General features: G+C 30.3%; 28 protein-coding genes and 1 pseudogene. 22 read left to right on the plus strand and 7 right to left on the minus strand.

Annotated elements, in window-relative coordinates:
• Window positions 1–11: 11 nt before the first annotated feature.
• Both OB7_RS04350 and OB7_RS04355 read right to left on the minus strand, forming a co-directional pair.
• Complete coding sequence (locus OB7_RS04350; protein WP_114702619.1) at window positions 12–2123, minus strand: efflux RND transporter permease subunit; 2112 nt, start codon at window positions 2121–2123, stop codon at window positions 12–14.
• A gap of 2 nt (window positions 2124–2125) precedes the next feature.
• A complete protein-coding gene (locus OB7_RS04355; RefSeq protein ID WP_012580234.1) occupies window positions 2126–3064 on the minus strand; it encodes a DNA polymerase III subunit delta in 939 nt (312 codons plus the stop codon).
• A 68-nt stretch (window positions 3065–3132) separates the two neighbouring features.
• On the opposite strand from OB7_RS04355, the gene OB7_RS04360 reads away from it, so the two are divergent.
• The 22 genes and pseudogenes from OB7_RS04360 to OB7_RS04465 all read left to right on the plus strand — a co-directional run bounded on the left by OB7_RS04360 (window position 3133) and on the right by OB7_RS04465 (window position 24098).
• Window positions 3133–4146, plus strand: a complete 1014-nt coding sequence (locus OB7_RS04360; protein ID WP_012580233.1) for a CheR family methyltransferase — start codon at window positions 3133–3135, stop codon at window positions 4144–4146.
• A gap of 14 nt (window positions 4147–4160) precedes the next feature.
• A complete protein-coding gene (locus OB7_RS04365) occupies window positions 4161–4844 on the plus strand; it encodes a hypothetical protein (RefSeq protein WP_114702620.1) in 684 nt (227 codons plus the stop codon).
• 5 nt (window positions 4845–4849) lie between these two features.
• A complete protein-coding gene (locus OB7_RS04370) occupies window positions 4850–6613 on the plus strand; it encodes an ATP-binding response regulator (RefSeq protein WP_114702621.1) in 1764 nt (587 codons plus the stop codon).
• A 10-nt stretch (window positions 6614–6623) separates the two neighbouring features.
• Window positions 6624–7175: a chemotaxis protein CheB gene (locus OB7_RS04375; protein ID WP_114702622.1), complete on the plus strand. Its 552-nt coding sequence runs from the start codon at window positions 6624–6626 to the stop codon at window positions 7173–7175.
• 4 nt (window positions 7176–7179) lie between these two features.
• On the plus strand, window positions 7180–8457 hold the full coding sequence (locus OB7_RS04380; protein WP_114702666.1) for a response regulator: 1278 nt from the start codon (window positions 7180–7182) through the stop codon (window positions 8455–8457).
• Window positions 8458–9714 carry a methyl-accepting chemotaxis protein gene (locus OB7_RS04385; protein ID WP_114702623.1) on the plus strand — a complete coding sequence of 419 codons (1257 nt, stop codon included), beginning with the start codon at window positions 8458–8460 and terminating at the stop codon, window positions 9712–9714.
• A gap of 10 nt (window positions 9715–9724) precedes the next feature.
• Window positions 9725–10588 carry a radical SAM protein gene (locus OB7_RS04390; protein WP_114702624.1) on the plus strand — a complete coding sequence of 288 codons (864 nt, stop codon included), beginning with the start codon at window positions 9725–9727 and terminating at the stop codon, window positions 10586–10588.
• The gene (locus tag OB7_RS04395; protein ID WP_114702625.1) at window positions 10582–11322 is read left to right on the plus strand and encodes a radical SAM protein; all 741 of its coding nucleotides are present in this window, start codon (window positions 10582–10584) and stop codon (window positions 11320–11322) included. The genes OB7_RS04390 and OB7_RS04395 overlap by 7 nt, the downstream gene beginning before the upstream one ends.
• A gap of 23 nt (window positions 11323–11345) precedes the next feature.
• On the plus strand, window positions 11346–12278 hold the full coding sequence (locus tag OB7_RS04400; protein ID WP_114702626.1) for an ROK family protein: 933 nt from the start codon (window positions 11346–11348) through the stop codon (window positions 12276–12278).
• On the plus strand, window positions 12256–13080 hold the full coding sequence (locus tag OB7_RS04405) for a carbohydrate kinase family protein (protein ID WP_114702627.1): 825 nt from the start codon (window positions 12256–12258) through the stop codon (window positions 13078–13080). The genes OB7_RS04400 and OB7_RS04405 overlap by 23 nt, the downstream gene beginning before the upstream one ends.
• 11 nt (window positions 13081–13091) lie before the next feature.
• Window positions 13092–13928 carry a sulfide/dihydroorotate dehydrogenase-like FAD/NAD-binding protein gene (locus OB7_RS04410; RefSeq protein WP_114702628.1) on the plus strand — a complete coding sequence of 279 codons (837 nt, stop codon included), beginning with the start codon at window positions 13092–13094 and terminating at the stop codon, window positions 13926–13928.
• Window positions 13919–15293 (plus strand): annotated as a pseudogene (gene gltA / locus OB7_RS04415) (NADPH-dependent glutamate synthase). Before OB7_RS04410 ends, gltA begins: the two are co-directional and overlap by 10 nt.
• 304 nt (window positions 15294–15597) lie before the next feature.
• Window positions 15598–16248 carry an acetate CoA-transferase subunit alpha gene (atoD, locus tag OB7_RS04420; RefSeq protein ID WP_004101873.1) on the plus strand — a complete coding sequence of 217 codons (651 nt, stop codon included), beginning with the start codon at window positions 15598–15600 and terminating at the stop codon, window positions 16246–16248.
• Window positions 16245–16889, plus strand: coding sequence for a 3-oxoacid CoA-transferase subunit B (locus OB7_RS04425; protein WP_004101871.1), 645 nt, complete (start codon window positions 16245–16247; stop codon window positions 16887–16889). Before atoD ends, OB7_RS04425 begins: the two co-directional genes overlap by 4 nt.
• 23 nt (window positions 16890–16912) lie before the next feature.
• Window positions 16913–18115, plus strand: a complete 1203-nt coding sequence (locus OB7_RS04430) for an acetyl-CoA C-acetyltransferase (RefSeq protein WP_114702629.1) — start codon at window positions 16913–16915, stop codon at window positions 18113–18115.
• 108 nt (window positions 18116–18223) lie between these two features.
• Window positions 18224–18610 carry a GntR family transcriptional regulator gene (locus OB7_RS04435; RefSeq protein WP_012580224.1) on the plus strand — a complete coding sequence of 129 codons (387 nt, stop codon included), beginning with the start codon at window positions 18224–18226 and terminating at the stop codon, window positions 18608–18610.
• Complete coding sequence (locus OB7_RS04440) at window positions 18585–19367, plus strand: ABC transporter ATP-binding protein (protein ID WP_114702630.1); 783 nt, start codon at window positions 18585–18587, stop codon at window positions 19365–19367. Before OB7_RS04435 ends, OB7_RS04440 begins: the two co-directional genes overlap by 26 nt.
• Window positions 19364–20107: an ABC transporter permease subunit gene (locus tag OB7_RS04445; RefSeq protein ID WP_004101868.1), complete on the plus strand. Its 744-nt coding sequence runs from the start codon at window positions 19364–19366 to the stop codon at window positions 20105–20107. The genes OB7_RS04440 and OB7_RS04445 overlap by 4 nt, the downstream gene beginning before the upstream one ends.
• Window positions 20108–20109: 2 nt before the next feature.
• A complete protein-coding gene (gene estD, locus OB7_RS04450; RefSeq protein ID WP_004101862.1) occupies window positions 20110–21363 on the plus strand; it encodes an esterase EstD in 1254 nt (417 codons plus the stop codon).
• Window position 21364: 1 nt separating this feature from the next.
• Entirely contained in the window at window positions 21365–21691 is a 327-nt protein-coding gene (locus OB7_RS04455; protein ID WP_004101860.1) for a YbjQ family protein, read from the plus strand.
• A 155-nt stretch (window positions 21692–21846) separates the two neighbouring features.
• Window positions 21847–23643 (plus strand): molecular chaperone DnaK, encoded by a 1797-nt coding sequence (gene dnaK / locus OB7_RS04460; protein WP_004101858.1) that lies wholly within the window; start codon window positions 21847–21849, stop codon window positions 23641–23643.
• 26 nt (window positions 23644–23669) lie between these two features.
• Window positions 23670–24098, plus strand: coding sequence for an Hsp20/alpha crystallin family protein (locus tag OB7_RS04465; RefSeq protein WP_114702631.1), 429 nt, complete (start codon window positions 23670–23672; stop codon window positions 24096–24098).
• Between the two features lie 51 nt (window positions 24099–24149).
• On the opposite strand, the gene fliE is transcribed toward OB7_RS04465, so the two are convergent.
• From fliE to OB7_RS04490, 5 genes are read right to left on the minus strand one after another with little or no spacing between them, the layout of a single operon-like run.
• Window positions 24150–24437, minus strand: coding sequence for a flagellar hook-basal body complex protein FliE (gene fliE / locus OB7_RS04470; protein ID WP_004101854.1), 288 nt, complete (start codon window positions 24435–24437; stop codon window positions 24150–24152).
• 5 nt (window positions 24438–24442) lie between these two features.
• Entirely contained in the window at window positions 24443–24856 is a 414-nt protein-coding gene (gene flgC, locus OB7_RS04475; protein ID WP_004101852.1) for a flagellar basal body rod protein FlgC, read from the minus strand.
• Window positions 24857–24867: 11 nt separating this feature from the next.
• The gene (gene flgB / locus OB7_RS04480) at window positions 24868–25251 is read right to left on the minus strand and encodes a flagellar basal body rod protein FlgB (RefSeq protein WP_004101850.1); all 384 of its coding nucleotides are present in this window, start codon (window positions 25249–25251) and stop codon (window positions 24868–24870) included.
• Window positions 25252–25272: 21 nt separating this feature from the next.
• Window positions 25273–26115 (minus strand): DMT family transporter, encoded by an 843-nt coding sequence (locus OB7_RS04485; protein WP_004101847.1) that lies wholly within the window; start codon window positions 26113–26115, stop codon window positions 25273–25275.
• A complete protein-coding gene (locus OB7_RS04490; protein WP_004101845.1) occupies window positions 26112–26873 on the minus strand; it encodes a metallophosphoesterase in 762 nt (253 codons plus the stop codon). The genes OB7_RS04485 and OB7_RS04490 overlap by 4 nt, the downstream gene beginning before the upstream one ends.
• Window positions 26874–26929 lie beyond the last annotated feature (56 nt).

The following is a 26929-nucleotide window of genomic DNA, read 5'->3' on the forward strand; positions in this document are numbered from 1 at the left end:
ACCTTTTTATATTATACTCTATTTTTTTCTACTTTTGCAAGAAATAATAAACTTGGTAAAAGCGTCAAGCTAAATAAAGAGCTTGAAATCATTGAAACCCACATAATTCCAATTAAATATTCATGAATTTTAAATGGTGACACCAATAAAACACTCAATCCTATTGCAAGCCCCAATGCATTAGCAAGAATAGGCTTTGAAGTTACTCTAAATGCTTCATCTAATGCTTGTTTTTTATTCTTAAATTTCTTGTAGTTATAGTTGTAACTTTCTATAAAATGGATCGCATAATCGATCCCGACTCCAACAACAATGCTTCCCATAGTTGCGGTAATTATACTCAACTTAACATTGAAATATCCCATAAAACCGAATAATACTATTAACGTCAAAGATATTGGCAATATTGAAATAAGCGCCTCCTTAAGATTTTTTATCCTTATCAAAACAATTATAAAGACAAATATTACTGCCAAAATTAATGAAACTATCTGCTGAGGAACTATTATTTCGTTCATCTCCTTCATTATATATGGTATCCCGGTAATTTTTACAAAGCTCGGTGCACTCTTTTCTATGTAGTTTAATGTTTGCTTTGAAATCTCCTTTGGAAATATCAAAATTCTTCCAGAAGATGTTTTAATATTCAAAAAGTTTGAATAAACGTCCGGCATTAAATTCAATAAAAGACCAGCCTGGACAATATTTGGTGGATAGCCTTCTCTTCCAAGAATTTTTTCGTTGATATTTTTCATTAAATCATAAACCGAAACTGCTTTTATGTCTTTTTCTCTTATTTTTTCTTCAAATTGCAAAACTTGATTTGCGATTTCTGGTGATACTATTTTTTCTGCTTTAAAGTATCCAAAAACAGGTACAGAAATCCCTGCAATTTCACTTACTTTATCAATATTTTTCTTTACCTGAGTCGTGTTCTTATACATATCTATCATATAAAATTCTGAATTTAAGAAAAATGCCCCTGGAGCAAAAATTAATGCCAGCAAAATTGAAACTAAAATTGATTTTTTTCCAATTAAATTTTCAAGGAACATACCTATTTTACTTTTATCCTCTTTTATTTTTAATTTTGCATTTAATAAAATAATTGGTAAAAATAACCATGTTGCAACTGCTGCAAAGGAAATACCCAGAGAACTAAAAAAAGCAACCTCTGCAAGAGAATCTGAATTTACATATATCAACGATAAAAATCCCACTACAGTCGTTATTGTTGTCAAAATCATTGCTATTCCGGTGCTTTCCAGTGCTTTTGAAAGTGCTTTTTTATTATCACTTTCAACTTTTTTTATGTCCATAAAATGAGAAACGAAATGAAGACCATCTGCACTTCCCATAACAATTGTAAAAATAGGTGCTAGTATGCTTAACACCGATATTTCACCTTTGTACCATCCTATAAATCCCATTGTCCATAAAGCACCCATACCAGCTGGAAAGACAGAAAAAAATGTAGCTTTTCTACTTCCAAGTCTCCATTTAAAAACAAAAAAGATTGTCAATATTGCAAGTGGTGGTATCGTCAAAACTATAAAAAGCAAGTAATCAAATATTTTTTCCTGCAAATATGAAGTTCCTGCAAAATAGTGTGGAACATCAATTACTTTGTTGATTTCAGAAACAACTCTTTTGTTGGGAAAAATATAAAACATTAAATAATATTTACCATCTTTTTCTATTATATTTTCCGAAGAAATCTTTTTTAAAAAGTTTAGTACATAGTCTATATTACTTTCATTTATCTGACTTACATCAACTTTTCTAAAGCCGACAGGGATCTGAGTTGGTAATGGAGATACAATCTCTACAACTCCATCAATTTTCTTTAATCTATTTTCATATTCTCTTATCTTTTTAATTCCTTCTAAAGAATATGGACTAACATTAAATTCAATCAGTAAATTAAGCTGATCTTTTGATGAAAAATCCTTTTCAATTTCGTTTAATATATCTTCATACTTTGAATTTTTAGGCATAAATAAAGTAAAGTCAGTATTAAAACGAATTCTAAATACACCAATAAGTGATATAATATTAATTAAAATCAAAAGAACTAGTAGCTTTTTTCTATGTTTTTCATAAAAATCTACTATCTTATCCATGTTTAACACTCCTTGATAAATTTTATTAAATTTAAAATTTCAACTTCGGTAGTTCCTCCCGATTTTACACTTCTATCAATAAAGTATAGTCTTTTAATTATATCTTTTAATTTCTCTTCTGAATAAATTAAAAGATGATTTACTGGTTCAAATTTCTGACCTTTAAATTTAAATCCTAAAAATCTTGCAACTTTTGGAGAAGGAATTTTTAATTCTTTTGACAGTTTTGAAATCTCTGGCCAGGAAAATGAGGTTTTCTTTTTTGTGTATGCAAAAATTCTGAATAAAGAAATAAAATGAGATGAAAGTGTGTAAACAATTATAATTGGCTCATAGTCGTTTACCACGTCTTTTAACAATCTAAATGATTCTTCTTTCATCTCAGAAATTGCAAAGCAAAAATCATCCAACTTTGAAAGTGTATATTTATGAATCACATCTTTTAAAATATCTAAATTTAAATTTTTTTCAAAAACTTTTAATTTTTTTATTTCATTGTAAAGTGCAAACTCATCAGGCCCAACATTTTCAAATAAAAAGTCAATTATTTCTCCTTTTACTTCAAGACCATGTTCTTTTAACATTTCAGAAATTAAATTTTTCCATTTTTCTTCTTCCCAAACATTGGGAAGTTTAAACTCTTCTCCTGAAATACCTTTTATTTTTTTCTGTGTCCTTAGAATAAGATAAACATCATCTAAAATAAGTAATGATAAAATTTCTTTTTTCTCTGATGCCTTAAATTTTTCAAAATCCACAACATCAACTACCGTTTTTTTAGAAAACAAACCTATATTCGATACTTTTTCTTTTATAATCTCTAATCTATCTGTGTAATCTGAATATACCCTCACATATTCTGCATTAAGCTTACTTACCAGTTCCTTTACATATTCTTCTTTTTTTAACTCGGAATTCCCCGATAAATTGATAATTGGCATTCTAATCACCTCAAAGTGTATTATAACATCAATTTTATATTATAATATTAACCAAGAGGAGGAAAAATATGAAAGGTAAAATTATTCAAATTTTAAACAAGCATAACTTAAAAGCAAACCCAAAACAAATTGAAAACTTCTACAAAATTATTGATAAAGAAGATATAGATGATAAAACATTAGAAAATCTTGTTCTAATGAACTTAACTATTGGTGAATCTTACTTTTTTAGAGATAAAGAAATACTGGAAAAACTCAAAAATATTTTAAAAACAAAAAAATTCTGGAAAATACTAAGTGTCGGATGCTCCAGAGGGGAAGAAGTTTATACACTTTCGTTTATTGCACAAGAATTAGACATAAATATGGAAATTACAGGAATTGATATAAATAAAGAAAGAATTAAGCAAGCAAGAGAAGGAAAATACAAAAACTGGAGTGTAAGATTTTTAAACAAGGAGCAAATTGAAAAATATTTTGAAATAAAAGATGGATATTTTTACGTAAAAGAACAATATAGAAAAAATGTAAATTTTGAAAATTTAAATATATTAGATTTAAATAATACAGATAAAAAATTTGATATAATATTTTTAAGAAGGGTGTTGATTTACATTTCAAACCCAGAAAAAATTATAGAAAAAATATACTCATTATTAAAAGATGATGGATATTTAGTAATAGGACTTGGTGAATATTTTCCGGACTTGTTTAAGTATTTTTCTCCGCTTCTTCCAATATCAAGTTCTATACTAGTTAAAAATCCTAAAAAGATCGAAAACAAACAGATTCACAAAAAAGTTTTGTCTGAAATAAAAAAACAAAAAATAGAACTAAATCTTGAAGAAAGTATAGTAATTTTGGAAAAATATATAGAAAAAAAAGAATTTGATTCCGCATACAAAATGGTAAAACAGCTTTCAAAGAAATTCCCTCTCGCATTTATAGTATGGAAATATAAAGCGTATATAGAATTAGAGCTCAATCTTAAAAATGACGCAAAAAAATCATTAAAAAGAGCTTTAATTTTAAACAATAAAGACGAGGAAATTTGGCAATTAAAATATGCTATTGAAGAGTGATAGGGAGTGATAATATGTATTATCTTTGTGAAATTGAAGATGATAATGATCTAATTAAAATAGCTCTACCAAAAGAAAAAGTAATAGGTATAAGTGACAAAGTGGTAAAATCTACTAAAACTTGCGATTTTGCACTTCATAAAAATAAGTTATACCCGATTTTAACTCACGCAGATCTTAAAAATCCAAAACTTAAATTCTTTCTTATATTCAAAGATTTTGCTTTTGGAATAACAAGATTAGTTAAAGAAACAAAAAGCACTCCAATTGAGATAATTAAAAATGAACTATATACAGGTTTGATAAAAGATATAGAAGAGTACTTTATATATAATATTGAAAAATTAAAACCAGCTCAAAAAGTAAGATATTTAGATAGAAATGATAATAATAAATTTGATGAGGGAAAATTCAATTATGTAATTGTTGATAGAAAATATGCTATTTCAATAAACAATATCTTAACGATATTACTAAGTAAAGAAATCGTTAAATATCCAATGGAAAAGTTTATAGGATTTGTAGAGTATAAAAAAATAATTCCAGTAAAACAAGTAAAAGAAGGAAAATACGTTATAATTACAAAAGATATAGCCTATCAATGTAGTGATATAGAAACTGCAAACGGAAAAGTATTAGAGGGTGAAGATGAAAAAGTATTAGAAAGTAATATTGGTAAATTTCCAATTTTGGAGTGATATGTATGGATTTTTCTGAAATTTTTTTCTCAGAATTAAAAGATAAAGTTTCTGAAACAATGAATATTATTGAAGAGTTAAAAAAATCAAAAGATAAAAAATACATAAAAGATCTCTATAGGATATTTCATACGCTTAAAGGATCTGCAAGCCTTGTAAACCTTGAGAATTTCAGAGATTTTTCACACAAAGTAGAACAATACTTTAAAGAAAGCCTTGAATCGGAAAAACTTCCCGATGAATCTTTTCTAGATAATTTAATAGCAGTAATAAGTAATTTTTCTAAAAAAAATACAGACCTAACAGAAACTGAAGTCAAAGATTTTCTAGAAATACTTGAAGGTAAAAAGAATGCAAGTGAAAATATAGTAATAACCGAAAAAGAAATTTTTAAAATTTCTGAAATTAGCGAGTACATTTCCAAAGTACTAGAAATTGAAAACAGTATCTTAAGAAATGATTTAAAAAGTGCTTTAAATGAAATCAGAAATTTGAAAAAATCTCTTTTAAATACTTTGGATGAAATAGTTTTTGTAAAACTAGAAAATATATTAAAAGACCTAAAAAAATTAGTATCAAGAGAAGCAAGTAGATACGGGAAAAAAGTTGAACTTTTACTAGAAATAGAAAACGTAAAAATCGAAAAAGAAGACTCAAAAGATATTATTGATATTCTTGTCCACCTTGTAAGAAACTCAATAGCCCATGGAATAGAAAATCCTGATGAAAGAAAAAGTTTAGGAAAAGATGAAGTTGGAAAAATATGGATAAGATCGTACGTAGACCAAGGGAACATATTTATAGAGGTAGAAGATGATGGAAAAGGCTTAGATATTGAACAGATAGAAAAAAAGGTAAAAGAAAAAAATTTGAATGTAACTCCACTTGAAGCCATTTTTCTTCCTGGGTTTAGTTCTAAGGACAAAGCTGATGAACTCTCTGGAAGAGGTATTGGTCTTGACATGGTTAAAAACTTTGCTACTTTGCGTGGCGGAGATGTAAAAGTAGAAACTCAAAAAGGAAAAGGAACAAAATTTATTGTATTTTTCAAAACTAAAAGCTTTATTACAAAAGTCTTAGTAGTCGAAGATAGTGAAAGAATTTTTGCAATAGAAACTTCTCATATATTAAAAATTGTAAACTACAACGAAAAAGAAATGCAAATAGATAATAAAATTGCTTCTGAAGGAAAATTATATGAGATTTACTATAAGTCAAAAAAACCAAAGTTTGTTATAATCACCAAAAATGAAAAGGCAATAGTTGTAAGTAATATTATTGGTACCTTTGACGGTCAATTAGTAGTTCAAGAAATTAGAGAATTAAAGGGCTTTATTAAAAACATTTTTTCAAGTCCTATTCCATTGTTAGACACCGATACTTTAAAAAAGAAAGAAGCGTCTAAAAATGAGAAAAAAAAGCAAATACTCCTTATTGATGACTCGATAGTTACAAGAAATGTAGTCTCAAAGTTTTTAGAAAATCGCGGATATCAAGTTGTAACAGCAAAAGACGGATATGATGGTATAGAAAAATTCAAAAAGCAAGAGTTTGATCTAGTAATTTCAGATGTTGAAATGCCAGGAATTGATGGATTTGAAACTACAAAAAAGATAAAAGAAATTAATGATAACGTTCCTGTTATAATTTTTAGCACGCTTTCACAAGAGAATTTTGATAAAGCTATTGAATCTGGAGCCGATTCATTTATCTCAAAAGATGAACCACCAGAAAACTTATTAAGATTAATTGAAAAATTTTCAAAGTGAGGAAAATATAATGGAAAAGGTTATTATTGCAGGTTCTGCTGGAAGCCCCAATAATGTTATTAAAATACTCAAAATAAATCAAAAATTAAATATTCCAATATTATTGTGCATTCACTTTTCAAAAAACGCAATAGAAAATTTTGCACATAATATTAAAAATGAAACTGGTCATGAGGTTATAATAGTAAAAAATCCAATAAAATTAAAACCAGTTGTCTATTTAGCTGAAGGCGGTAAAGATTTAGTGCTGAAAACAACCAAAATTGTTACTTCTGGAATATATAAAGAAACAAAAACTCATCCATCAATAGAAGTATTGCTCAATTCAATTGCAAAACTGAACGATAAAAACTCTCACATTTTTATCCTTGGTGGGCTTGGAGATGACGGTGCCAAAATAGCTAAAATCCTTGAGGAAAAAGGTATAAAATTTTATATAGAAAAAAATCCCTCTTTTGAATACCTAACAAATAATTTTTTAAAAAACTTAAAGTATCACAAAATATTAGGCTTAGAAGAAATGAAAAATGAGATCATTAAAATTAACGAAAAAAGAAGGTGATAACTTGCCTTACAAAATCCTAATCGTAGATGATTCTGATGTTTGGCGTAGTTTTTTATCTAAACATCTAACAAACCATGGTTATACTGTAGAAGAAGCTTCTGATGGAATTGACGGAATAAACAAATTTTTTGAATTTCTTCCTGATGTTGTAATAGTAGATTATATTATGCCAAATTTAAATGGCATACAATTTTCAAGGTTTATAAGAAGTTTTTCATCCTGTAAAAATGTAGGAATAATTTTACTTACTGCATCCAATGAAAGCATAAATGAATTTTGGGCTAAAAAAAGCGGAGCAAATCTATTCTTAAACAAAAGTATAGGTCAAGAAGAACTTCTTAAAGAAATCGACAAATTTCTTAAAGGAACTTTCTCAATTGATTGGAGCAGAGAAGTATACAAAATTCATTCTCAACCATTTGGAGAGTTAATAGATATATTAGATGAGTCCTTAAAATACTCAACCATTTTATCAGAAATTACAAATCTTCTTGTCTATCTTAACGACGAAGAACTTTTATTTTCAAAACTCCATGAATTTTTTGCCGAGTTATTTTACTTTTCAAACCTTTATTTTCTTATTCTTACACCATCACGTCTAAGAATATATAATTTTTCTGATAATGAAAAAGCAACAATTAAAAGTATTACAGAATTCTTATACAGTAAAATACCATTTCTACTTCCATTTACAAAAATTTCTTCAAATTATGAAGGGGAAAAACAGCTAGATGAAAATAACCTTTTACTACCACTTGATTTAAATGATAATCTGCTGGGATTCTTAATATTTGAAAATCCTAAAAACGAAGAACAAATAATTTACAATTTTAATCTCTTAAAAGATGCACTATCAAATCTTTTTGTTATTTTAAACGACTATTATTATCTTTTCAATAATATTACATACGATGATAATACTAAAACCCTAGTTTTTCCAATATTCAGGTCAAAAATTCAGCAATCAATAAAATTTGCAAAAAGAAATAATATAAATTTTAAAGTTTTTACAGTAGAAATAAAAAATATTCCTCATTTATTAAAGAATAAAGGAACAAAATATGTCATAAATCTCTTAAAAAAAATAGCAGAAAAATTAAATTCAACTTTTCCAGATGCTACTTCAAGAATTACACAAACAAAATTTGCATGTATCTCATTTGAAGGAATAAATCTAGACAAAATGCTAAACTTTGAAGAAATTAAAATTAACGAATTTTACTGGGATAATAAAGATATTTTGGAAATTTTAGATTTAATCTATCGGGGAGGGATTTAAATGAAAAAAGATATTAAACCTGCGCTTATTATTTCTGGAGTGTTCTTAATAGTTATTTTGCTACTTGCTAATTTTTTTGTTTTCCCTCAAATAAAAACTACTTTTAAAAAGGACATTCTAGGCTCTTTTCTTTCAGAAATTAAAATTATTGCAAAAACAAAATCATATGATGTCTTATTTGACAATTATCAAAGCAAAGGATACTATTTTATAATCTCAAAAAATGGAACGACATTAAATCATTCCGATCCCTCAAAAATTGGGAAAAATATCGCAGATTATGTACCAAAATTGTTTGAAGCAATGAAAGAAAAACAAGAAGGAATAGTTGAATATGAATTTGAAAATGAAAAAAGATTAGCTGCCTTTGCATTTGATGGAAACGCATATGTAGTTCATTCTGTGACTGAGAGTGAATTATTTAAAGATTATAAAACTCTTATACGCAATATTCTTACAATAGGCCTTCCTATCGTAATTGTAGCAATACTTGTACTTGGAATTTTACTATCTAAATTACTCTCAAAAGATAACTTAAAGCAATTTGATTACATAAAAAATTTGTTTCAAAATATATCTGAAAATGTTCTTTCAACTTCATCTTCTACCTCAGAAATAAAATCAATGGCTGAAAATACAGAAAATGCCATTAATGAACTTGATAGATCAATAGATGAATTTGCAGCATATATGCAAGAAAATTCTACAGAAATTGAAACTGCAATAAATAAAGTAAAAGATTTTACAAATACAATTCAAGAGATAATCACTTCTAGTTCAAAATTAAATGAACTAACAGATATATTAACAAACATAACTGAGAAAATCACGGATGTATCAGACACAATTACAGTTCTTGCAATAAATGCTTCAATTGAAACTAGTAAAGAAACAATTGATAGAGAAGGGCTTTCAAGGATTGCCGAAATGATAATGGAGCTTTCTAATACAACTAGAAAACTTGCAAAAGATTCAAAAAATTCACTTATGGATATTGAAAAAATAATTACTTCAAATATCCTTATCTCTGAAAAAGCTTCAAAAGAAACTGTAAATGTTGATGAATCTTTAAAAGCAATAGATACGGTTAACAGAGCAAGTGTTGAGAATATTGACAAATTGATTAGAATTTCAAAGAGCACTCATGATGCAGTTGAAGAGTTATACGAAGGTCTTGAACAAGTTGAAACAGCTATCAACAATATAAGTGAACAAGTAAACGAATTTGAAAAAGCTATGAAAAACTTAAAGATTTGAGGAGGAAGATATGCTAGAAAGATGTACTCTTTGTCCTAGAAAGTGTAAAGTCAATAGGTATGAACAAAAGGGAATATGTGGTGCTGATTATAAGGTAAGAGTTTCAAATATTTTACTACACAAAGGTGAAGAACCTCCAATCTCTGGAGAAAATGGAGCAGGAATTATATTTTTTTCAGGCTGTCCCATGAAATGTATTTATTGTCAAAATATGGGATTTTCTCAAAAAGGAATTGGAAAGGAAATTTCCATTGAAAAGCTTGCTGAGGCATTTTTAACATTACAAGAAAATGGTGCAGAAACTCTAGATCTTGTAACAGCAACACAATACGTTCCCCAAGTAATTGAAGCATTAAAAATTGCGAAAAATAAAGGGTTTAATTTACCTGTCGTATATAATACCTCCAGTTATGAAAATGTCGAAACTTTAAAAATGCTTGAAGGATATGTAGATATTTACCTTGCCGATATAAGGTATACCAATTCTATGTATGGTGAAAAATATTCCAAAGTTCAAAATTATTGGGAAATTGCTCAAGCAGCTATAAAAGAAATGTATAGACAAGTTGGAGCATTTAGTCAAGAAAACAAAAAAGGCGTAATAATTAGAATCCTTGTTCTTCCAAATAATGTGTCAGGACATTTTAAAGCTTTAAGATTTATAGCAGAACTTGATCCAAAAATTCCTGTCTCGCTAATGTCGCAATATCTTCCCCATTTTGGTGCAAAGAATGATCCACTGATAGGTAGAAAAATTACAAAAGCTGAATATATTGAAGCAGTTGAATATATGGAACTTCTTGGTTTAAATGGATGGATCCAACTTGATGAAAAAGATAGACTAACCACTAAGGCGGTGAATTTTAAATGGTAGTTGTTAACCCCTCCGGAACTCTGCCAATATCTGTTACCAAAGGATGTCCAATGAATTGTAAGCATTGTGGTGGTGTTTATGTAAAAAGTATGACACATATCGACAATATTGAAAGATATGTAAATAAATATAAATCTTTTTTGATAAGCGGCGGAATGTCTAAAGATGGCATTATACCTTTCTCACCATATCTAAACAAATTAAAAGAATTAAAAAGAACTTACAATTTACAATACAATTTCCACATAGGATTTCCAAAAGAACCTCCATTTGAAATAATCGATGTTGCTGATGTAGTAAGTTTTGATTTTTTCTCAGATGAAAATGTAATGAAAGAAGTTTATACAATTAGAAGAACAAAAGATGAAATACTTTTTTCAGTTTTACCACTCCCTGTAAAAAAGGTGCCACACATAACTATTGGTATTTTGTGTGGTAAAATTACGCATGAGGAAAAAAGCATAGAAATATTAAAAGATTACTTTGATTCAATCGTTCTAAATATTCTTATTCCAACAAAAAACACGGCATACAAAGATTGTAATCCGCCATCTGTTGATGAAGTTGCTAAGGTATTTAACTTTGCAAAAAAACATTTTAAAAGTGTAATACTTGGTTGTATGCATCCTCATGGAAGTTATAGAAAACAACTTTTAGAAAAAATTAGCCCCGATGTATTTGTAAATTCTGCAAGCAAGAATTACGATTTTAAAGGCTGTTGCTCATTTTTGTAAAAATAAACAAAGGAGGATACAAAATGAATATAGTAGGAGTAGACCTTGGGGGAACATACGTAAAAATTGGGTTAGTTGATTCCAAAAACGGGAAAATATTAAAAAAATCATCAATTGAAACAAAAGTTGAACTTGGTGGAGAAGAAGTAGTTAAAAGAATAGCAAATGCAATAGTAGAACTTACTGAAGGAAATGATTACCACGCAGTAGGCATCGGCTCTCCAGGTTCAATAGACAAGGAAAATGGAATTGTTAGATTCTCTCCTAATTTTCCAGATTGGCATAATTTTCCTTTAGGTTCACTTCTATCAGAACTTTTGGGTAAAAACGTATACGTTGAAAACGATGCAAATTCATTTGCGTTAGGAGAAAAATGGTTCGGTGCAGGAATAGGAAAAAATCATATTGTTGCATTAACACTTGGAACCGGTGTTGGTGGTGGAGTAATTTCGCATGGAACTTTGATTACAGGTTCTACCGGAATAGGTGCAGAATTAGGCCACGTTATTATAAATCCAAATGGGCCGCTTTGTGGTTGTGGAAACTATGGATGTCTCGAGTCATACGCTTCTGCAACAGCAATTGTAAGGATGGCGACAGAAAGGAAGAAAAAATTTCCAGATTCAATAATATTTAAAAATGAAAAAGTTACAGCTAAAGCAGTTTTTGACGCAGCACGAGACGGTGATAGACTTGCTTTAATGCTAAGAGATGAAGTTGTTGAAGCACTTGCTATTGGTATAACAGGATTTGTTCATATTTTTAACCCTGAAGTAGTCATTATTGGTGGTGGTGTTTCAAGGGCTGGAGATATCTTGTTTGAACCACTTAGAAAAAGAGTTAATGAACTTGTAATGCCTACCTTTAAAGATACATTTGAAATAATTCAAAGCCCATTGGTTGAAAACGCTGGCATATTGGGGGCTGCTTCTATTGTTCTCCAAAGAGAAAACTGACGTTTTTTGTATTGGAAAAACTAATCTCGACATCTTTTATTACATTGACAAAATTCAAATAGAAGAAAATCATGTAGCAAATAACTTTGCGTATTTTCCTGGTGGAAAAGCCACAAATGTCGCAATTAATCTTGCAAATTTAGGTCTTAAAGTTACTTTGATTTCTGCAATTGCTGATGATATTTTTGGAAGATATATAAAAGAAAAATTAGAAAACATGTTAATATTCAAACCACAAATAGTCAAAAATGAAAATACCGCTTTAACCAGCATCGTTGTAGAAGGTTCTGGAACAAATACTATGTTTCACAATCTTGGTGCAAACCAGTTTTTATCATCTCAAGCAATACCTGATAATATTAATTTTGCATTTATACAAACTGGTATTCCTAAAGAAACTTTAATTAAATCTCTACAATCATCAAAAACAGCTTTTGTTGAACTTTCTGAAACTTCACAATTTGAAATATTAAAAAATTTTTCTGTTGAATATGTATCTTTGAATAAAGATGAACTAATAAAAATCTTCAAGGATGAAAATATCGAAAAAAATCTTGCAAAACTATCACATTTTGCAAAACACATAGTACTAAAAATGGGAAAAGAAGGAATAATTTATGCAGGCGATACAATAATAAGGAAAAAGGCAAAAAGCGTAAAAGTTGTAAATACGACAGGAGCTGGTGATGCAGTATCGGCTGCATTTATATATGGTACTATAAATGATTGGGAAATTGAAAAAACTTTGGATTTTTGTATCGAATTTGCAAGTAAAATAATTCAGAGTATTTACTCGACATAGGGGGTGTATCTTTGAAAAACAAGATCTTAGAAAAGAGAAAACTTGCATATGGTGTCCACGAATTTTGGATAGAAAATTCCATAGTTTCAAAAAACGCAAAAGCTGGGCAATTTGTTATATTCAGATTATATGAAAATGGTGAAAGAATCCCTTTAACAATTTCTGCTATAAATAAAGATTCATTTAGAGTAATAGTTAAAGCAATTGGAAAAAGCACATATGAACTTTGTCAATTAAATAAAGGGGACTTTATTTTAGATGTTGTAGGACCCCTTGGAATGCCAAGTGAAGTTAAATATTACGGTAATGTTTTAGTAGTTGGAGGAGGAGTTGGAATTGCAGCAATTGCTCCTATTGTCAAAGAACTTTTAAAAGAAAAAAACAATGTTGATGTAATTCTTGGTGGTCGTAGTAAAGAATACATTATTCTCGAAGATGAATTTAAGAATGCAAATAATATATATATAGTAACGGATGACGGTAGTCTCGGAGAAAAAGCATATCCACATCAATTCATGGAAAAACTAATGCAAGAAAAAAAATATGATATTATCTGGGCTATAGGTCCTTCAAAGATGATGAAAGCTTGTTCAGAAGTTGCAAAAAAGCATGACATAAAAATTTGGGTTTCATTAAATTCAATAATGGTAGATGGTACAGGCATGTGTGGTGGTTGCAGGGTAAGAATTGGAAATGAATTAAAATACACCTGCGTCGATGGTCCAGAATTTGACGGGAGACTCGTTGATTGGGAAAGTTTTGAAAAAAGACTTAATCAATACAGAGAAGAAGAAAAGATAGCACTTTCAAGATACTTACAGGAAGTTGGTGAACCAACATGGCTGTAAAACAAAGAATAGAGACAATTGAAAGGAAACCAAATGAAAGAAATAAAGATTTTAATGAAGTTAATCTTGGCTATACTCAAGAACTCGCAATTGAAGAAGCAAAAAGATGTATTCAATGTCCAAATCCTACCTGTGTACAAGGTTGTCCTGTAGGAATCGACATTCCAGGCTTTATCAAAAAAATTGCCGAAAAAGATTTTGAAGGTTCCTACAAAGTACTAAAAAAGTACAATAGTCTCCCGGCAATATGTGGCAGAGTTTGCCCTCAAGAAATTCAATGCGAGGGAAACTGTGTTTTAAATAAAGTTGATCAGCCAATATCAATAGGTGCATTGGAACGTTTTATTGCCGATTGGGCTATTAATAACAATATCGAAGAAGATATACTTCCTGAAAAAAGAATTAATAAAAAAATTGCAATAATAGGTGCTGGGCCCGCTGGTTTAACAACAGCCTCAGAACTTTCAAAAGCTGGTTTTTCAGTAGACATGTATGAAGTTTTTCATGACGTTGGCGGTGTTTTAATTTACGGAATCCCAGAATTTAGGCTTCCAAAAAGTATTGTAAAAAAAGAAGCTCAGCTTTTAAAAAAAAATTGGTGTAAATATATTTACAAATATTCCTGTTGGACTTGCAATTCACCCAAAAGAATTGCTAGAAAAATACGATGCAATATTTATAGGCGTAGGTGCCGGAACTCCAAAATTTATGAATATTGAAGGAACAGAACTCAATGGAGTGTATTCAGCAAACGAATTTTTAACAAGAATAAATTTAATGAAAGCATATAAATTCCCACAAAGTGATACTCCGGTAAAAATCGGAGAAAAAATAGTAGTAATTGGTGGTGGAAACACAGCAATGGATGCAGCAAGAAGTGCATTGAGATTGGGAGCAGACGTTACAGTAGTATATAGAAGAAGTGAAAACGAAATGCCCGCAAGAAAAGAAGAAATTAAACATGCAAAAGAAGAAGGCGTGAAATTTCAAACTTTAACTCAACCTGTAAGATACATTGGAGATGAAAATGGGAATTTAATTGGTATTGAATGTATAAAAATGGAACTTGGCGAGCCTGATGAAAGTGGTAGAAGAAAACCTACTCCTATTCCAAACAGCAATTTCATCATAGAAGCAACTGTTGCCATAGAAGCAATTGGTACGAATCCTAACAAACTTTTGTTGTCTCAATTCAAGGGACTTGAGCTAAATAAATGGGGATATATTAAAGCAGATGAGTTTGGAAGAACCTCTATTGAAAAAGTATTTGCAGGAGGAGATATAGTAACTGGTTCTGCAACAGTAATTCTCGCTATGGGGGCTGGGAAAAAAGCTGCAAGTGCAATAAAACTAGCTCTATCTTAAACTTTAAAAAGTTTTTTAACAGTTATATATCAAATATATAAAAACCCGTTTCTAGTTAATTCTAGAAACGGGTTTTACTTTTATTCAAACAACATTTAAACGAAGTTCTTTAAAATAGTCTATATTAAGCTTTTTTTCTTTTTTTAAAACAAAAATAAGTAAGAATCAAAATATTTCTCGGCTTAACATTTTAGTAACAAAAAGGTATAATAATTATTGTGAATTTATACACATCTTTTTATATTAAAGTTATAAACTTAATAAATTTGTATATTATTAATTATATAAAAAGGAGGGAAAAGCATTGAAAATCATTGATATTTCAGAGATAAAAAATTTGATTAAAGAAGGATCAACAATAATGATTGGTGGATTTTTGGGGGTTGGAACACCTGAAAAGATCATTGATGAAATCATTAAAAACAAAATTAAAAACCTAACGGTAATCGCAAACGATACGGCTTTTGAAGATAAGGGAATAGGAAAACTTGTAAAAAATAAACTCTGTAAAAAAGTAATAGTCTCACACATAGGAACAAATCCAGAAACACAAAGACAAATGATCGAAGGAACATTACAAGTAGAACTTGTACCTCAAGGAACCCTTGCTGAAAGAATTCGTGCAGGTGGTGTTGGTCTAGGAGGAATTTTAACACCAACAGGAGTTGGAACAATTGTTGAAGAAGGAAAACAAATTATAGAAATTGAAGGAAAAAAGTACTTATTAGAACTGCCACTTAGGGCTGACGTAGCATTAATAAAGGCAAAAAAAGCTGATTATATTGGAAACCTTGTTTTCAATTTAACCGCGGAAAATTTTAACCCCTTGATGGCACTTTCAGCCAACACAGTAATTGTAGAAGTAGAAGAAATTGTACCAACAGGAAGTCTTTCGCCAAATGAAATCAAAATTCCCGGAGTTGTAGTTGATTATATTGTGGGGGTGGAAAAATGAACCCAAAAGAAAAAATTGCAATAAGAGTTGCTAAAGAGTTAAAAGAAGGACAGCTTGTAAATTTAGGAATAGGTCTTCCAACATTAGTTGCAAATTACATACCAGAAAACGTACATGTATTTTTTCAAAGTGAAAACGGTATTGTAGGAATGGGACCTGCGCCTGAATCTGGTTTTGAAAACAAAGATCTTACAAATGCTGGGGGACAATTTGTTACTGCACTCCCTGGTGCAATGACTTTTGACAGTGCATTTTCTTTTGCTCTAATTAGAGGAGGACACCTAGATGTAACTGTACTTGGTGGATTACAAGTTGACGAAGAAGGTCATCTTGCAAATTGGATGATTCCTGGAAAGATGATCCCAGGCATGGGTGGTGCTATGGACCTTGTAACTGGAGCAAAAAAAGTAATCGTTGCCATGACACATACTGCAAAAGGAACACCTAAAATAGTTAAAAAATGCTCTTTGCCATTAACATCAATACGCAGAGTTGATTTAATAGTTACTGAACTAGCAGTTATACAACCAACGGATAATGGTTTATTACTAAAAGAAATAGCAAAGGAAACAACTTTAGATGAAGTTTTGAGTCTAACTGAAGCAAAATTAATAATCTCTGATGAGTTAAAAACATTTTAAATAAAGAGAAGGGGTGGAGGGATATGGTATACATAATAGGAGCAAAAAGAACGGCAATAGGGACATTTGCAGGGAGTTTAAAAGACATACCAGCTCCAAGACTTGGTGCAATTGCTGCAAAGGCAGCAATAAAACAAGCTGGGATTGAGCCATCTGATATTGATGAAACTATAATTGGCTCTATTCTTACAGCTGGACAAGGCATGGGACCTGGAAGACAAGTTGGAATTTATTCAGGTGTTCCAGTTGAAAAACCTGGATTTACTGTAAATATGCTTTGTGGCAGTGGAATGAAAGCAACAATGTTAGGTGCTGTTGACATTATGCAAAAGGAAGCAGAAGTCGTTTTGACAGGTGGTATAGAAAACATGTCAGCATCACCTTATCTTCTACCAGCAAGAGCAAGATATGGTCTTAAATTTGGAAATTTTGAAATGATTGATCACATGATATTAGATGGTTTAACAGATGTATTTAATAACGTACACATGGGAATAACAGCAGAAAATCTTGCAGAAAAATACAATATAAGTAGAGAAGAACAAGACAAATTTGCATATGAAAGCCAAATGAAAGCAAAAGCAGCAATAGAAAGTGGAAAGTTTAAAGATGAAATAGAAAAAGTAGAAATTGAGACAAAAAAAGGAACAATAATATTTGATACAGATGAGCATCCAAGATTCGATGTGACATTAGAAAAGCTTGCCAAACTAAAACCAGCATTCAAAAAAGATGGAACGGTAACGGCCGGAAATGCAAGTGGAATAAACGATGGAGGAAGTGCAATACTGCTTGCAAGCGAAAAATACATAGAAAAGAAAGGATTAAAACCTATGGCAAGGATAGTAGCATGGGCACAAGCAGGAGTAGATCCAATGGAAATGGGCCTTGGTCCGGTACCAGCAACAGAGAAGGTATTACAAAAGGCAGGAATGAAAATGGAAGACATAGAACTAATAGAACTAAACGAAGCATTTGCAGCACAAAGTTTGGCAGTAATAAAGGAATGGAGTAAAAGATTTGGAGTAAGTGAAGAATGGATAAAAGAAAGGACTAACGTAAATGGAGGAGCAATAGCACTAGGACATCCAATAGGAACAAGTGGAAATAGAATAATAGTGACTCTTCTCTATGAGATGAAGAAAAGAAATCTAAAATATGGACTTGCAACATTATGCATCGGTGGAGGTATGGGTACCGCTGTTATTATTGAAAATATTCAATAATAATTCAACTTGAATCTTTATCCCCAAGCAAAATTTGCTTGGGGATTTTTTATTATTTGACAATTTTCTACTGTAATATTATAATATTACAGTAGAAGGAGGTAAAATATGTGGTTTACTATAAATTTTTCTTCACACAAACCTGTATATAAGCAGATTATAGAAAACATAAAACTACAAATCATGAATAAAAAATTAAAAAAAGGAGATTTTTTACCATCTATTAGAAAAATGGCTGAAATGTTAGATGTAAATTTAAACACAGTTTCAAGAGCATACAGAGAGCTTGTAAGTGAAGGGATAATAGAGCCAATTAGAGGAGAAGGATACATAGTAAAAAAAGACATATTAGATAATTTTAATGAAGAACTTATCAATGAATTAACAATCATAGTAAAAAAGTGTATTAATGCAGGGATGAAAGTTGATGATATTTGTAACATAATAAAATCAGCGGGAGGGATAACAAATGCTACTAAAAGTAGAAAATCTTAAAAAGTATTATAAATCAAAAAAAGCAGTAGATGGAATTTCTTTCAAAGTGGACAAGGGAGAAATTTTTGCACTTCTTGGCCCCAATGGTGCAGGAAAAACTACAACTCTAAAATGCATAATCGGTTTAAGAAAAAAAGACGATGGCAAAGTAGAACTAAACGGAAGTTATACATATCTTCCTGAAAAAAAAGAATTGTATAAATCTTTAACAATAAAAAAGATGTTTGAAGTAACTCAAGAATTGTCAAAACATTTTAACATTGAAAAGGCATTTAATTATTTAAAAGAATTCAATATTGAAAAAGATGAAAAAATAGCAAATCTTTCACATGGAATGACAACACTGGTATATCTTTCAATAATTCTTTCTGAAGACGTTGATATATACTTTTTAGATGAGCCAACATGGGGCCTTGATCCTTTAATGCAAAAAAAGGTAATTGAATCCATAAGAAGATTAGCTTTTGATGGAAAAACAGTATTTTACACAAGTCATATACTTTCTGAAGTAGAAAAAATTGCCGATAAAGTTGCAATCATGAGCAAAGGACATATAGTAGAAATGGGATATTTGGATGAAATAAAAGAAAAATACGTTCTCTGTTCAACAAAAGAACACATCCAAGGATATTTGTACAAAAAAACAAACGATGAAAATATTTATCTATGTAAAAAAGAAGAAGCAAAGGGCGATATTCAACCTGCAAATTTTGAAACTATCTTTGAAGCTCTTGTCAAAGGAGGAGATAAAATATGAAAAGAGAATGGCTACAAATGAAAGTTAGAGTTATTAGCCTTTTTATTTTATTCACAATTCTTTTCTTTTCACTTGCACCATTTCAAAACTTTACAATAAACATATTAAATGAAAACTCAGAAGCTATTAAAAAATTCGTTGGAGAAAATTTTGTTGAAAAATTAAAAAACTGGGATTACTATATACTCTCTCAATGGTTTGGAAAAAACTTCGGCCAATTTATTCCAATACTAGCTATAATAATTGCGTTTCCACTTTTTTCAAGAGAATATGAAAATGAAACAATAACATTTTTATTATCAAGGCAAAATAGAAAAACTATCTTTCTTCAAAAAACTTTATTAAGTATTTTTGTACTCCTTATTTTAATTACCTACTTTTCTTACCTACCATCGATATATTCGTTGATAACCTCAAAAGAGTTATCAATTCTTACTGTTTCAAAATTTTATATCCACTCTCTCATTGGTTCATTCTTTTGGTTTTCAATAGCATTAGTATTCACAACATACTTTACCGACCAAGTAAAACCTATTCTTTCTTCTGCAGTAGTTTTAGGTTTAACAACCACACTAGGACTACTAAAACCACTTAAATTTTTTAATACATATAAATATATCCTCGGGTATTCAATCTTTGAAAAAGGAAAAGTTGATATTTCATATACAATTGCACTTACTATACTAAGTTTTATCTGTATCTACTTTTCATATCTAATCTTTAAAGAAAAGGAGGTTTAAATATGAAAAAAGTTATTTTTGCATTACTTGTTGTTTCAATAACTATTTTTCCTATAGAATACCAATTAGTAGCCCAATCATATTTTGAAGGTTTAATTTCCAAAAATTTTGAAAAGTGCTATGAGCTTTCTTCAGATATCTTGAAAAAACATCTTCCAATTGGCAAATTAAAAGAAATATGGGAAGGTATTGAACAAACCTATGGTCCATTTTCAAATATTATTAAAATCACTCCTATTGAAAAAAGTCCATATATGATTTACATATACACAGCAAAATTTCAAAAAGGAGCACTAAATATCTCAATAACTGTAAATAACCAAGGTAAAATAGATGGCTTATTTTTTAACATTGCTCAAAACCTTGAGTACAAAGCACCAAACTATGTAAAAAATGATAACTTTACTGAAAAAGATATTAAAGTAGGAGATTTACCCGGGAAACTAACGATCCCAAAAAATCCAACTGATGTTGCAGTAATTCTAATACATGGATCAGGACCAAATGATATGGATGAAACAATTGGCCCAAATAAAATTTTTAAAGATATTGCATATGGACTTTCAAGCAATAATATAGCTGTATTAAGATACGATAAAAGAACTTTGCATCCTGAGCTTCTAAAAGATCCAGAGAATATAACTGTAAAAGAGGAAGTAATAGATGATGTAGAGCGTGCTGTTAAACTTTTAAAAAAAGAAGGATATAAAAAAATATATCTGTTAGGTCACAGCCTTGGAGCATATCTTGCTCCATACATAGCCTATAAAAATCAAGATATATATGGATTAATTCTTCTTGCACCTCCTGCAAGAAATATAGAAGAAATAACACTAGATCAATTAGAATTTCTTGAAAAACTTTACTCTGGAAAAAATAAAGAAGAAATTAAAAAAGCAAAAGAAGAGGTAATAAAACTAACAAATAACAAAGCAAGCAAAAATGAAATAATTCTTGGAGCACCAGCAAGTTATTGGTACGATCTTAGAAATTACAATCCTTTAAAATATATAAAACAATTAAAAATTCCAGTACTAATGCTTTTTGGAGAAAATGATTATCAAGTTACTACAAAAGAATTTGAAATTTTCAAAAAAGAACTTTCAGAAAAGAAAAATATTAAAATTAAGATGTATTCTAATCTGACACATATTTTTACTCCAGGTGAAAAATCTCCATATTCATATTATATTGAAAACCAAGTTAGTAGAAAGGTAATCGAGGATATCGTATCATTTATAGAAGGGAGGAATTAAAATGATAATAACTACAACAGAGAATATTCATGGTTATGAAATTGTTGAAATATTAGGAATTGTAATGGGAAATATAGTTCAATCAAAACACTTAGGAAAAGATATCGCTGCCGCATTTAAAACCCTCGCCGGTGGAGAAATTAAAGCATATACAGAAATGATGACAGAAGCTAGAAACAAAGCAATAGAAAGAATGATAGACGAAGCAGAAAAAATAGGAGCAGATGCAGTGGTAAATGTAAGATTTTCAAGTTCTTCAGTAATGAGTGGTGCCGCAGAAATGCTTGCTTACGGAACAGCTGTAAAGATTAAAAAGTCAAATGAATAACAAACTTATGTAACAATTGCTATAATTTTTAGTAAATTTTCAATTACAATCAAGAATGCCTCTATTTATAGGCATTCTTGATTTTTATTATCTATATTATCACTCTTGACAAAAGACTGCTAATGTCATATAATATGTATCGGGAGGTGAAAGATATGGCAAATAAAAAAGAATATGTCGTAGGTATAGACCTGGGTACAACAAATAGTGTTATTGCATGGATGAAACCAGATTCTTCAGTTGAAGTTATACCAAATGCTGAAGGTGCAAGAACAACTCCATCAATAGTTGCATTCAGTAAAACTGGTGAAATTCTTGTAGGTGAACCTGCAAAAAGGCAGCTCATATTAAATTCTGAAAGAACTATTAAATCAATAAAAAGAAAAATGGGAACCGATTATAAAGTAAAAATCGATGACAAAGACTATACCCCACAAGAAATTAGTGCATTTATACTAAAGAAGCTAAAAAGAGACGCAGAAGAATACTTGGGCGGAGAAGTTAAAAAAGCTGTCATTACCTGTCCTGCATACTTCAATGATGCTCAAAGACAGGCAACAAAAGAAGCTGGTATAATTGCAGGTTTTGAAGTCTTAAGAATTATAAACGAACCAACTGCAGCAGCTCTTGCATATGGCCTTGATAAAAAAGGAAAAGAAGAAAAAGTTCTTGTATACGACTTGGGTGGAGGTACATTTGACGTTTCAATACTTGAAATTGGTGATGGAGTCATTCAAGTAGTTGCAACTTCCGGTAATAACCATCTTGGTGGTGACGATTTTGACCAAAGAATAATCGATTGGTTAGCAGAAGAATTTAAAAAACAACACGGTGTCGATTTAAGAGAGGACAAGCAAGCTCTTCAAAGATTGAGAGATGCTGCTGAAAAAGCTAAAATTGAGCTTTCAAGCAAACTTGAAACTGATATAAGCTTGCCATACATTACAGCTACAGCAGAAGGTCCATTACATCTTGAAATGAGACTAACACGTTCAATGTTTGAATCCTTAACAAGGGATCTTGTTGAAATGACAAGAAAACCAGTTGAACAAGCTCTTTCAGATGCTAAATTAAAACCAGAAGATATCGATGAAATAATCCTAGTAGGTGGTATGACAAGAGTTCCAATGGTTCAAAAATTCATCAAAGAAATATTTGGTAAAGATCCTAACAGAGGAGTCAATCCAGACGAAGCAGTAGCAGTTGGTGCAGCAATTCAAGCAGCAATTCTTGCAGGAGAAGAAGGAGCACAAGGAAAAGATATCGTATTAGTTGATGTTACACCATTAACACTTGGCATAGAAGTAAAAGGTGGTTTGTTTGAACCAATTATCCCAAGAAATTCAACTATACCAATTAAAAAGAGTAAAGTCTTTACAACTGCAGAAGACGGTCAAACAGAAGTAGAAGTAAGAGTATACCAAGGCGAAAGACCAATTGCAGCAGATAACATTTTACTTGGAAGCTTTAGACTTGTAGGAATTCCACCTGCACCAAGGGGCGTTCCACAAATCGAAGTAACATTCGATATTGACAGCGATGGTATTGTTCACGTTTCTGCAAAAGACCTTGGTACTGGAAAAGAACAATCAATGGTTGTATCCGGTAGACATCAATTAAGCGAAGATGATATCAACAAGATCATTGAAGATGCTAAGAAATTTGAAGAACAAGACAAGAGAAGAAAAGAAGAAGTAGAGCTTAAGAACAAAGCAGATGACCTTGCATACTACATAGAAAAATCACTAAAAGAATATGGTGACAAAATACCAGCAGATGAAAAAGACAAACTCGAAAACCTTGTTAAAGACTTAAGGGATGCAATAAATAAAAACGATATACCAAGAATAAAAATGTTGTTTGATGAACTTGACAGAGAAAAGACAAAAATCGGAGAGTATATATACAAGCAAAATCAACAAGGCGGAAATCAACAGGCTGAAAATCAATAATAAAAAATATAAAGGGAGGTGAGAGTATGTTAGCAAGAAGAAATTACTTTGACCCATTTGTAGAACTTCAAAGAGAGATTGACAGATTATTTGAAGACTTTGTAAGACCATCAAGATTTGATACCACTCACTTCCCAAAAGTAGATGTTTATGAAACGGATAAAGAAGTTGTCATTGAAGCTGAACTTCCAGGTCTTAAAAAAGATGACGTTAAAATAACAATTGAAGATAACGTTCTTACAATAAAAGGAGAAAGAAAATTCAATCGCGAGGATAAAGGAAAGAACTACAAAATAATTGAAAGGGCAGAAGGATACTTCGAAAGGTCATTTGGACTTCCAGAATATGTTGACATGGAAAAAATTAAAGCAAAATTCAATGATGGGGTATTGACAATTGAACTTCCAAAGAAAGAAACAAAAGACAAAAAAGTTATTGATATACAAGTTGAATAATAAAAGAAGGCTCCGAAAATTCGGAGCCTTCTTATTTTTTCACATAGTTATTTAAAATTGCATCCTCATAATTTCCTTATACGCGTCAACAATCTTATTTCTTACCTCGACTGTAAGCCTCAATGAGACTGATGCTTTTTCAGCTTCTACAATAACTTCGTGGATATTACTAATTTTTCCAGTTGCGAAATCATCTGCCATCTGCTCTGCTTTTTTTTGCTGATCATTTACGCTCTTTAGAGCATCATTAAGTATTTTAGTAAAATCCGTATTCTGTTTTTTTACACTTGAAGGTTTTAGATTTCCATAATTTCCTACACCGTTTATTTTATCTATCATACAAATCACCTCCCAATTTGGAGAGCACTATTTATCATAGCTTTTGTAGTGTTAAATGCAGTAACGTTTGCTTCGTATGCTCTTTGAGCATTAATCATATCCACCATTTCCCTTACAACATTTACATTTGGAAGTTTAACATAACCATTTTCATCAGCATCTGGATGTGTTGGATCGTATACTATCCTAAATGGAGATTTATCCTCGTAAATTTTTTTCACAACTACTCCACCATTTTCCAATCTACCATTAATATTTCTCAAAAGTTCCTGGAATACTGGTACCTTTCTTCTATACGGCTCGCCATTTTCAGTTCGTGTTGTTTCTGAATTTGCTAGATTATTTGATATAACATCTATTCTGAGCCTTTGAGCTGACATTCCTGTTGCAGAAATCGTCATTATATTAAATTCATTCATGTTTTACCTCCTTACCTAATATTCCTAATAACTGTATTGTATCTATCAATATTAGCGCTCATAAGCCTGGATAAAGTTTGATATCTAAGCGCATTCTTTACCATTTCTACCATTTCAATATCAATATCTACGTTATTACCATCGTTAGTTAATGAAGTATTTTTTTGAGCCTTAATAATAGGATTTACAACCTTTGGAGTTCTTTCTATATGTTTTCCTGAAGTCGTTTTTAAACTCAACTTCATTTTTGATTCATTTAACAATTCTTCAAAAACAATATATTTTCTTTTGTAATTTGGAGTTTCAGCATTAGCGATATTCTGTGAATGTATTTCCTGCCTTTTAAGTGCAACATCCATTGCCGCTTTCAATGTTGAAAAATTTGAATTGAACATGTCTTTACCCCCTTTTCATAGTTATTTTTCTACGTGTCTAAAAAAATTCCTAAAATATTTTTCGGGAATTATTGATAATATCAAAGCAAACATTGTTAAAACCACACCAAAAATCTGTAACATATCAAGCCTTTCAGAAAGCAAAATAATTGAAAAAATAGTTGCAAATACAGGCTCGCCTACAAAAATAAGTGCAGAAGTATTACTTCCAACCACTTTTTGGTACTTTGCCTGTGCTATTAACGCATAAATCGTAGCAAAAATCGCCGTGAATAAAGCTACACTAAATATTTTAACATCTATTTTCCACGATTGATTCAAACCAAAGAGTGAATTTAATAGTGCAACCATTAAAAATTGAGAGGTAAGCAAATCTTTTTCGGGGCTTTTTTTAGAAAATTCTGTAACCAAAACAACATGTAACGCGTAAAGAATTGCACAAAAAAACGTTAAAATATCCCCAAAATTTATACTATCAATACCTCCAGAAAGGAGATACTCACCTATCATAGCAATTAAAAATGAAAATATTTGTACCTTAGTGGGCTTTTCTTTTTCAATAAAATAGGAAAAAATAGGAATTAATACTATATAAAAAGCTGTAATAAAACCACTTTTAGAAGATGTTGTTAGTGTAAGACCCCACGTTTGAGCAGCGTATGATATTCCAAGTACTACACCTAATATTAAACCATATTTATTACCTTTTCCAAAAACAAAAAAAGATAGGACTGTTGCAATCCAAAATCTTATAGCATTGTAAGCAAAAGGAGAAATATCAACTAAAACCATCTTTTGGATGGGAAAGGTTAATCCCCAAATTAATGTAACTAACAACAGATTTACGATAGCAACTATCTTCATAAATCTCCTCCTAGTTCAAAAATTGATATTTTTTCCTCATCAATTTTTTCATTAATGGCAATTAAATTATAACTTGTTTCTTTCAATTCCTGCTCGTTTTCAGGAATAAGCAAAGTAGTTAAATGGCCACCAAAAACACAACCAGTATCTATATTTATATCTACTATTTTGTCATTTATCTTTAAAAAAGAAATTTTGCCATCATATGTTGGTGTATGCCCATGAACCAGCACATAACCTTCAATTGGCTCAGCTATTCTATACCAAATATTGCTTTCAGAAAGAGGAATTTCATTTTCCATTAAAAACGAACTATAGTCACCTTTCCATCTAATTGCCTCATCTAAGGGATAATTTGAAGGTAAATTTGCATGGGAAAATAAGAATCTAACCTTTCCAAATAAAGTTTCAACATGTAAAAATTTTAGGTTCTCAAAAAAGAAAAAGTAATCTTTAATCTTTTCTATGCTCGAAAATGATTTTAAAGTATAAATGCCTCCGTTATTTTCAGACAACCAACTAGATCTACCTGTTTTTATATACCTAATCATCATATCCTCATGATTTCCCAGCAAACAAACTTTAGGCCCAATTTCAATAATTTTATCAACAACCTCTTTTGAACTAGGACCTCTATCAATATAGTCTCCCAAAAATATATACCTTATTTTAAATTTTCCAAATTTTTTATTAATATAATCCAATAACAAATGAAATTCATAGAAACAACCGTGTATATCAGAAAAAACAGCTATCATAATTTATCACCAAAAAAATTATATAATAGATATATAAAATAATCAAAAGGTGGTGA

Origin of the sequence: Thermosipho africanus Ob7 (assembly GCF_003351105.1) — a bacterium.
Classification (GTDB): Bacteria; Thermotogota; Thermotogae; order Thermotogales; family Fervidobacteriaceae; genus Thermosipho; species Thermosipho africanus.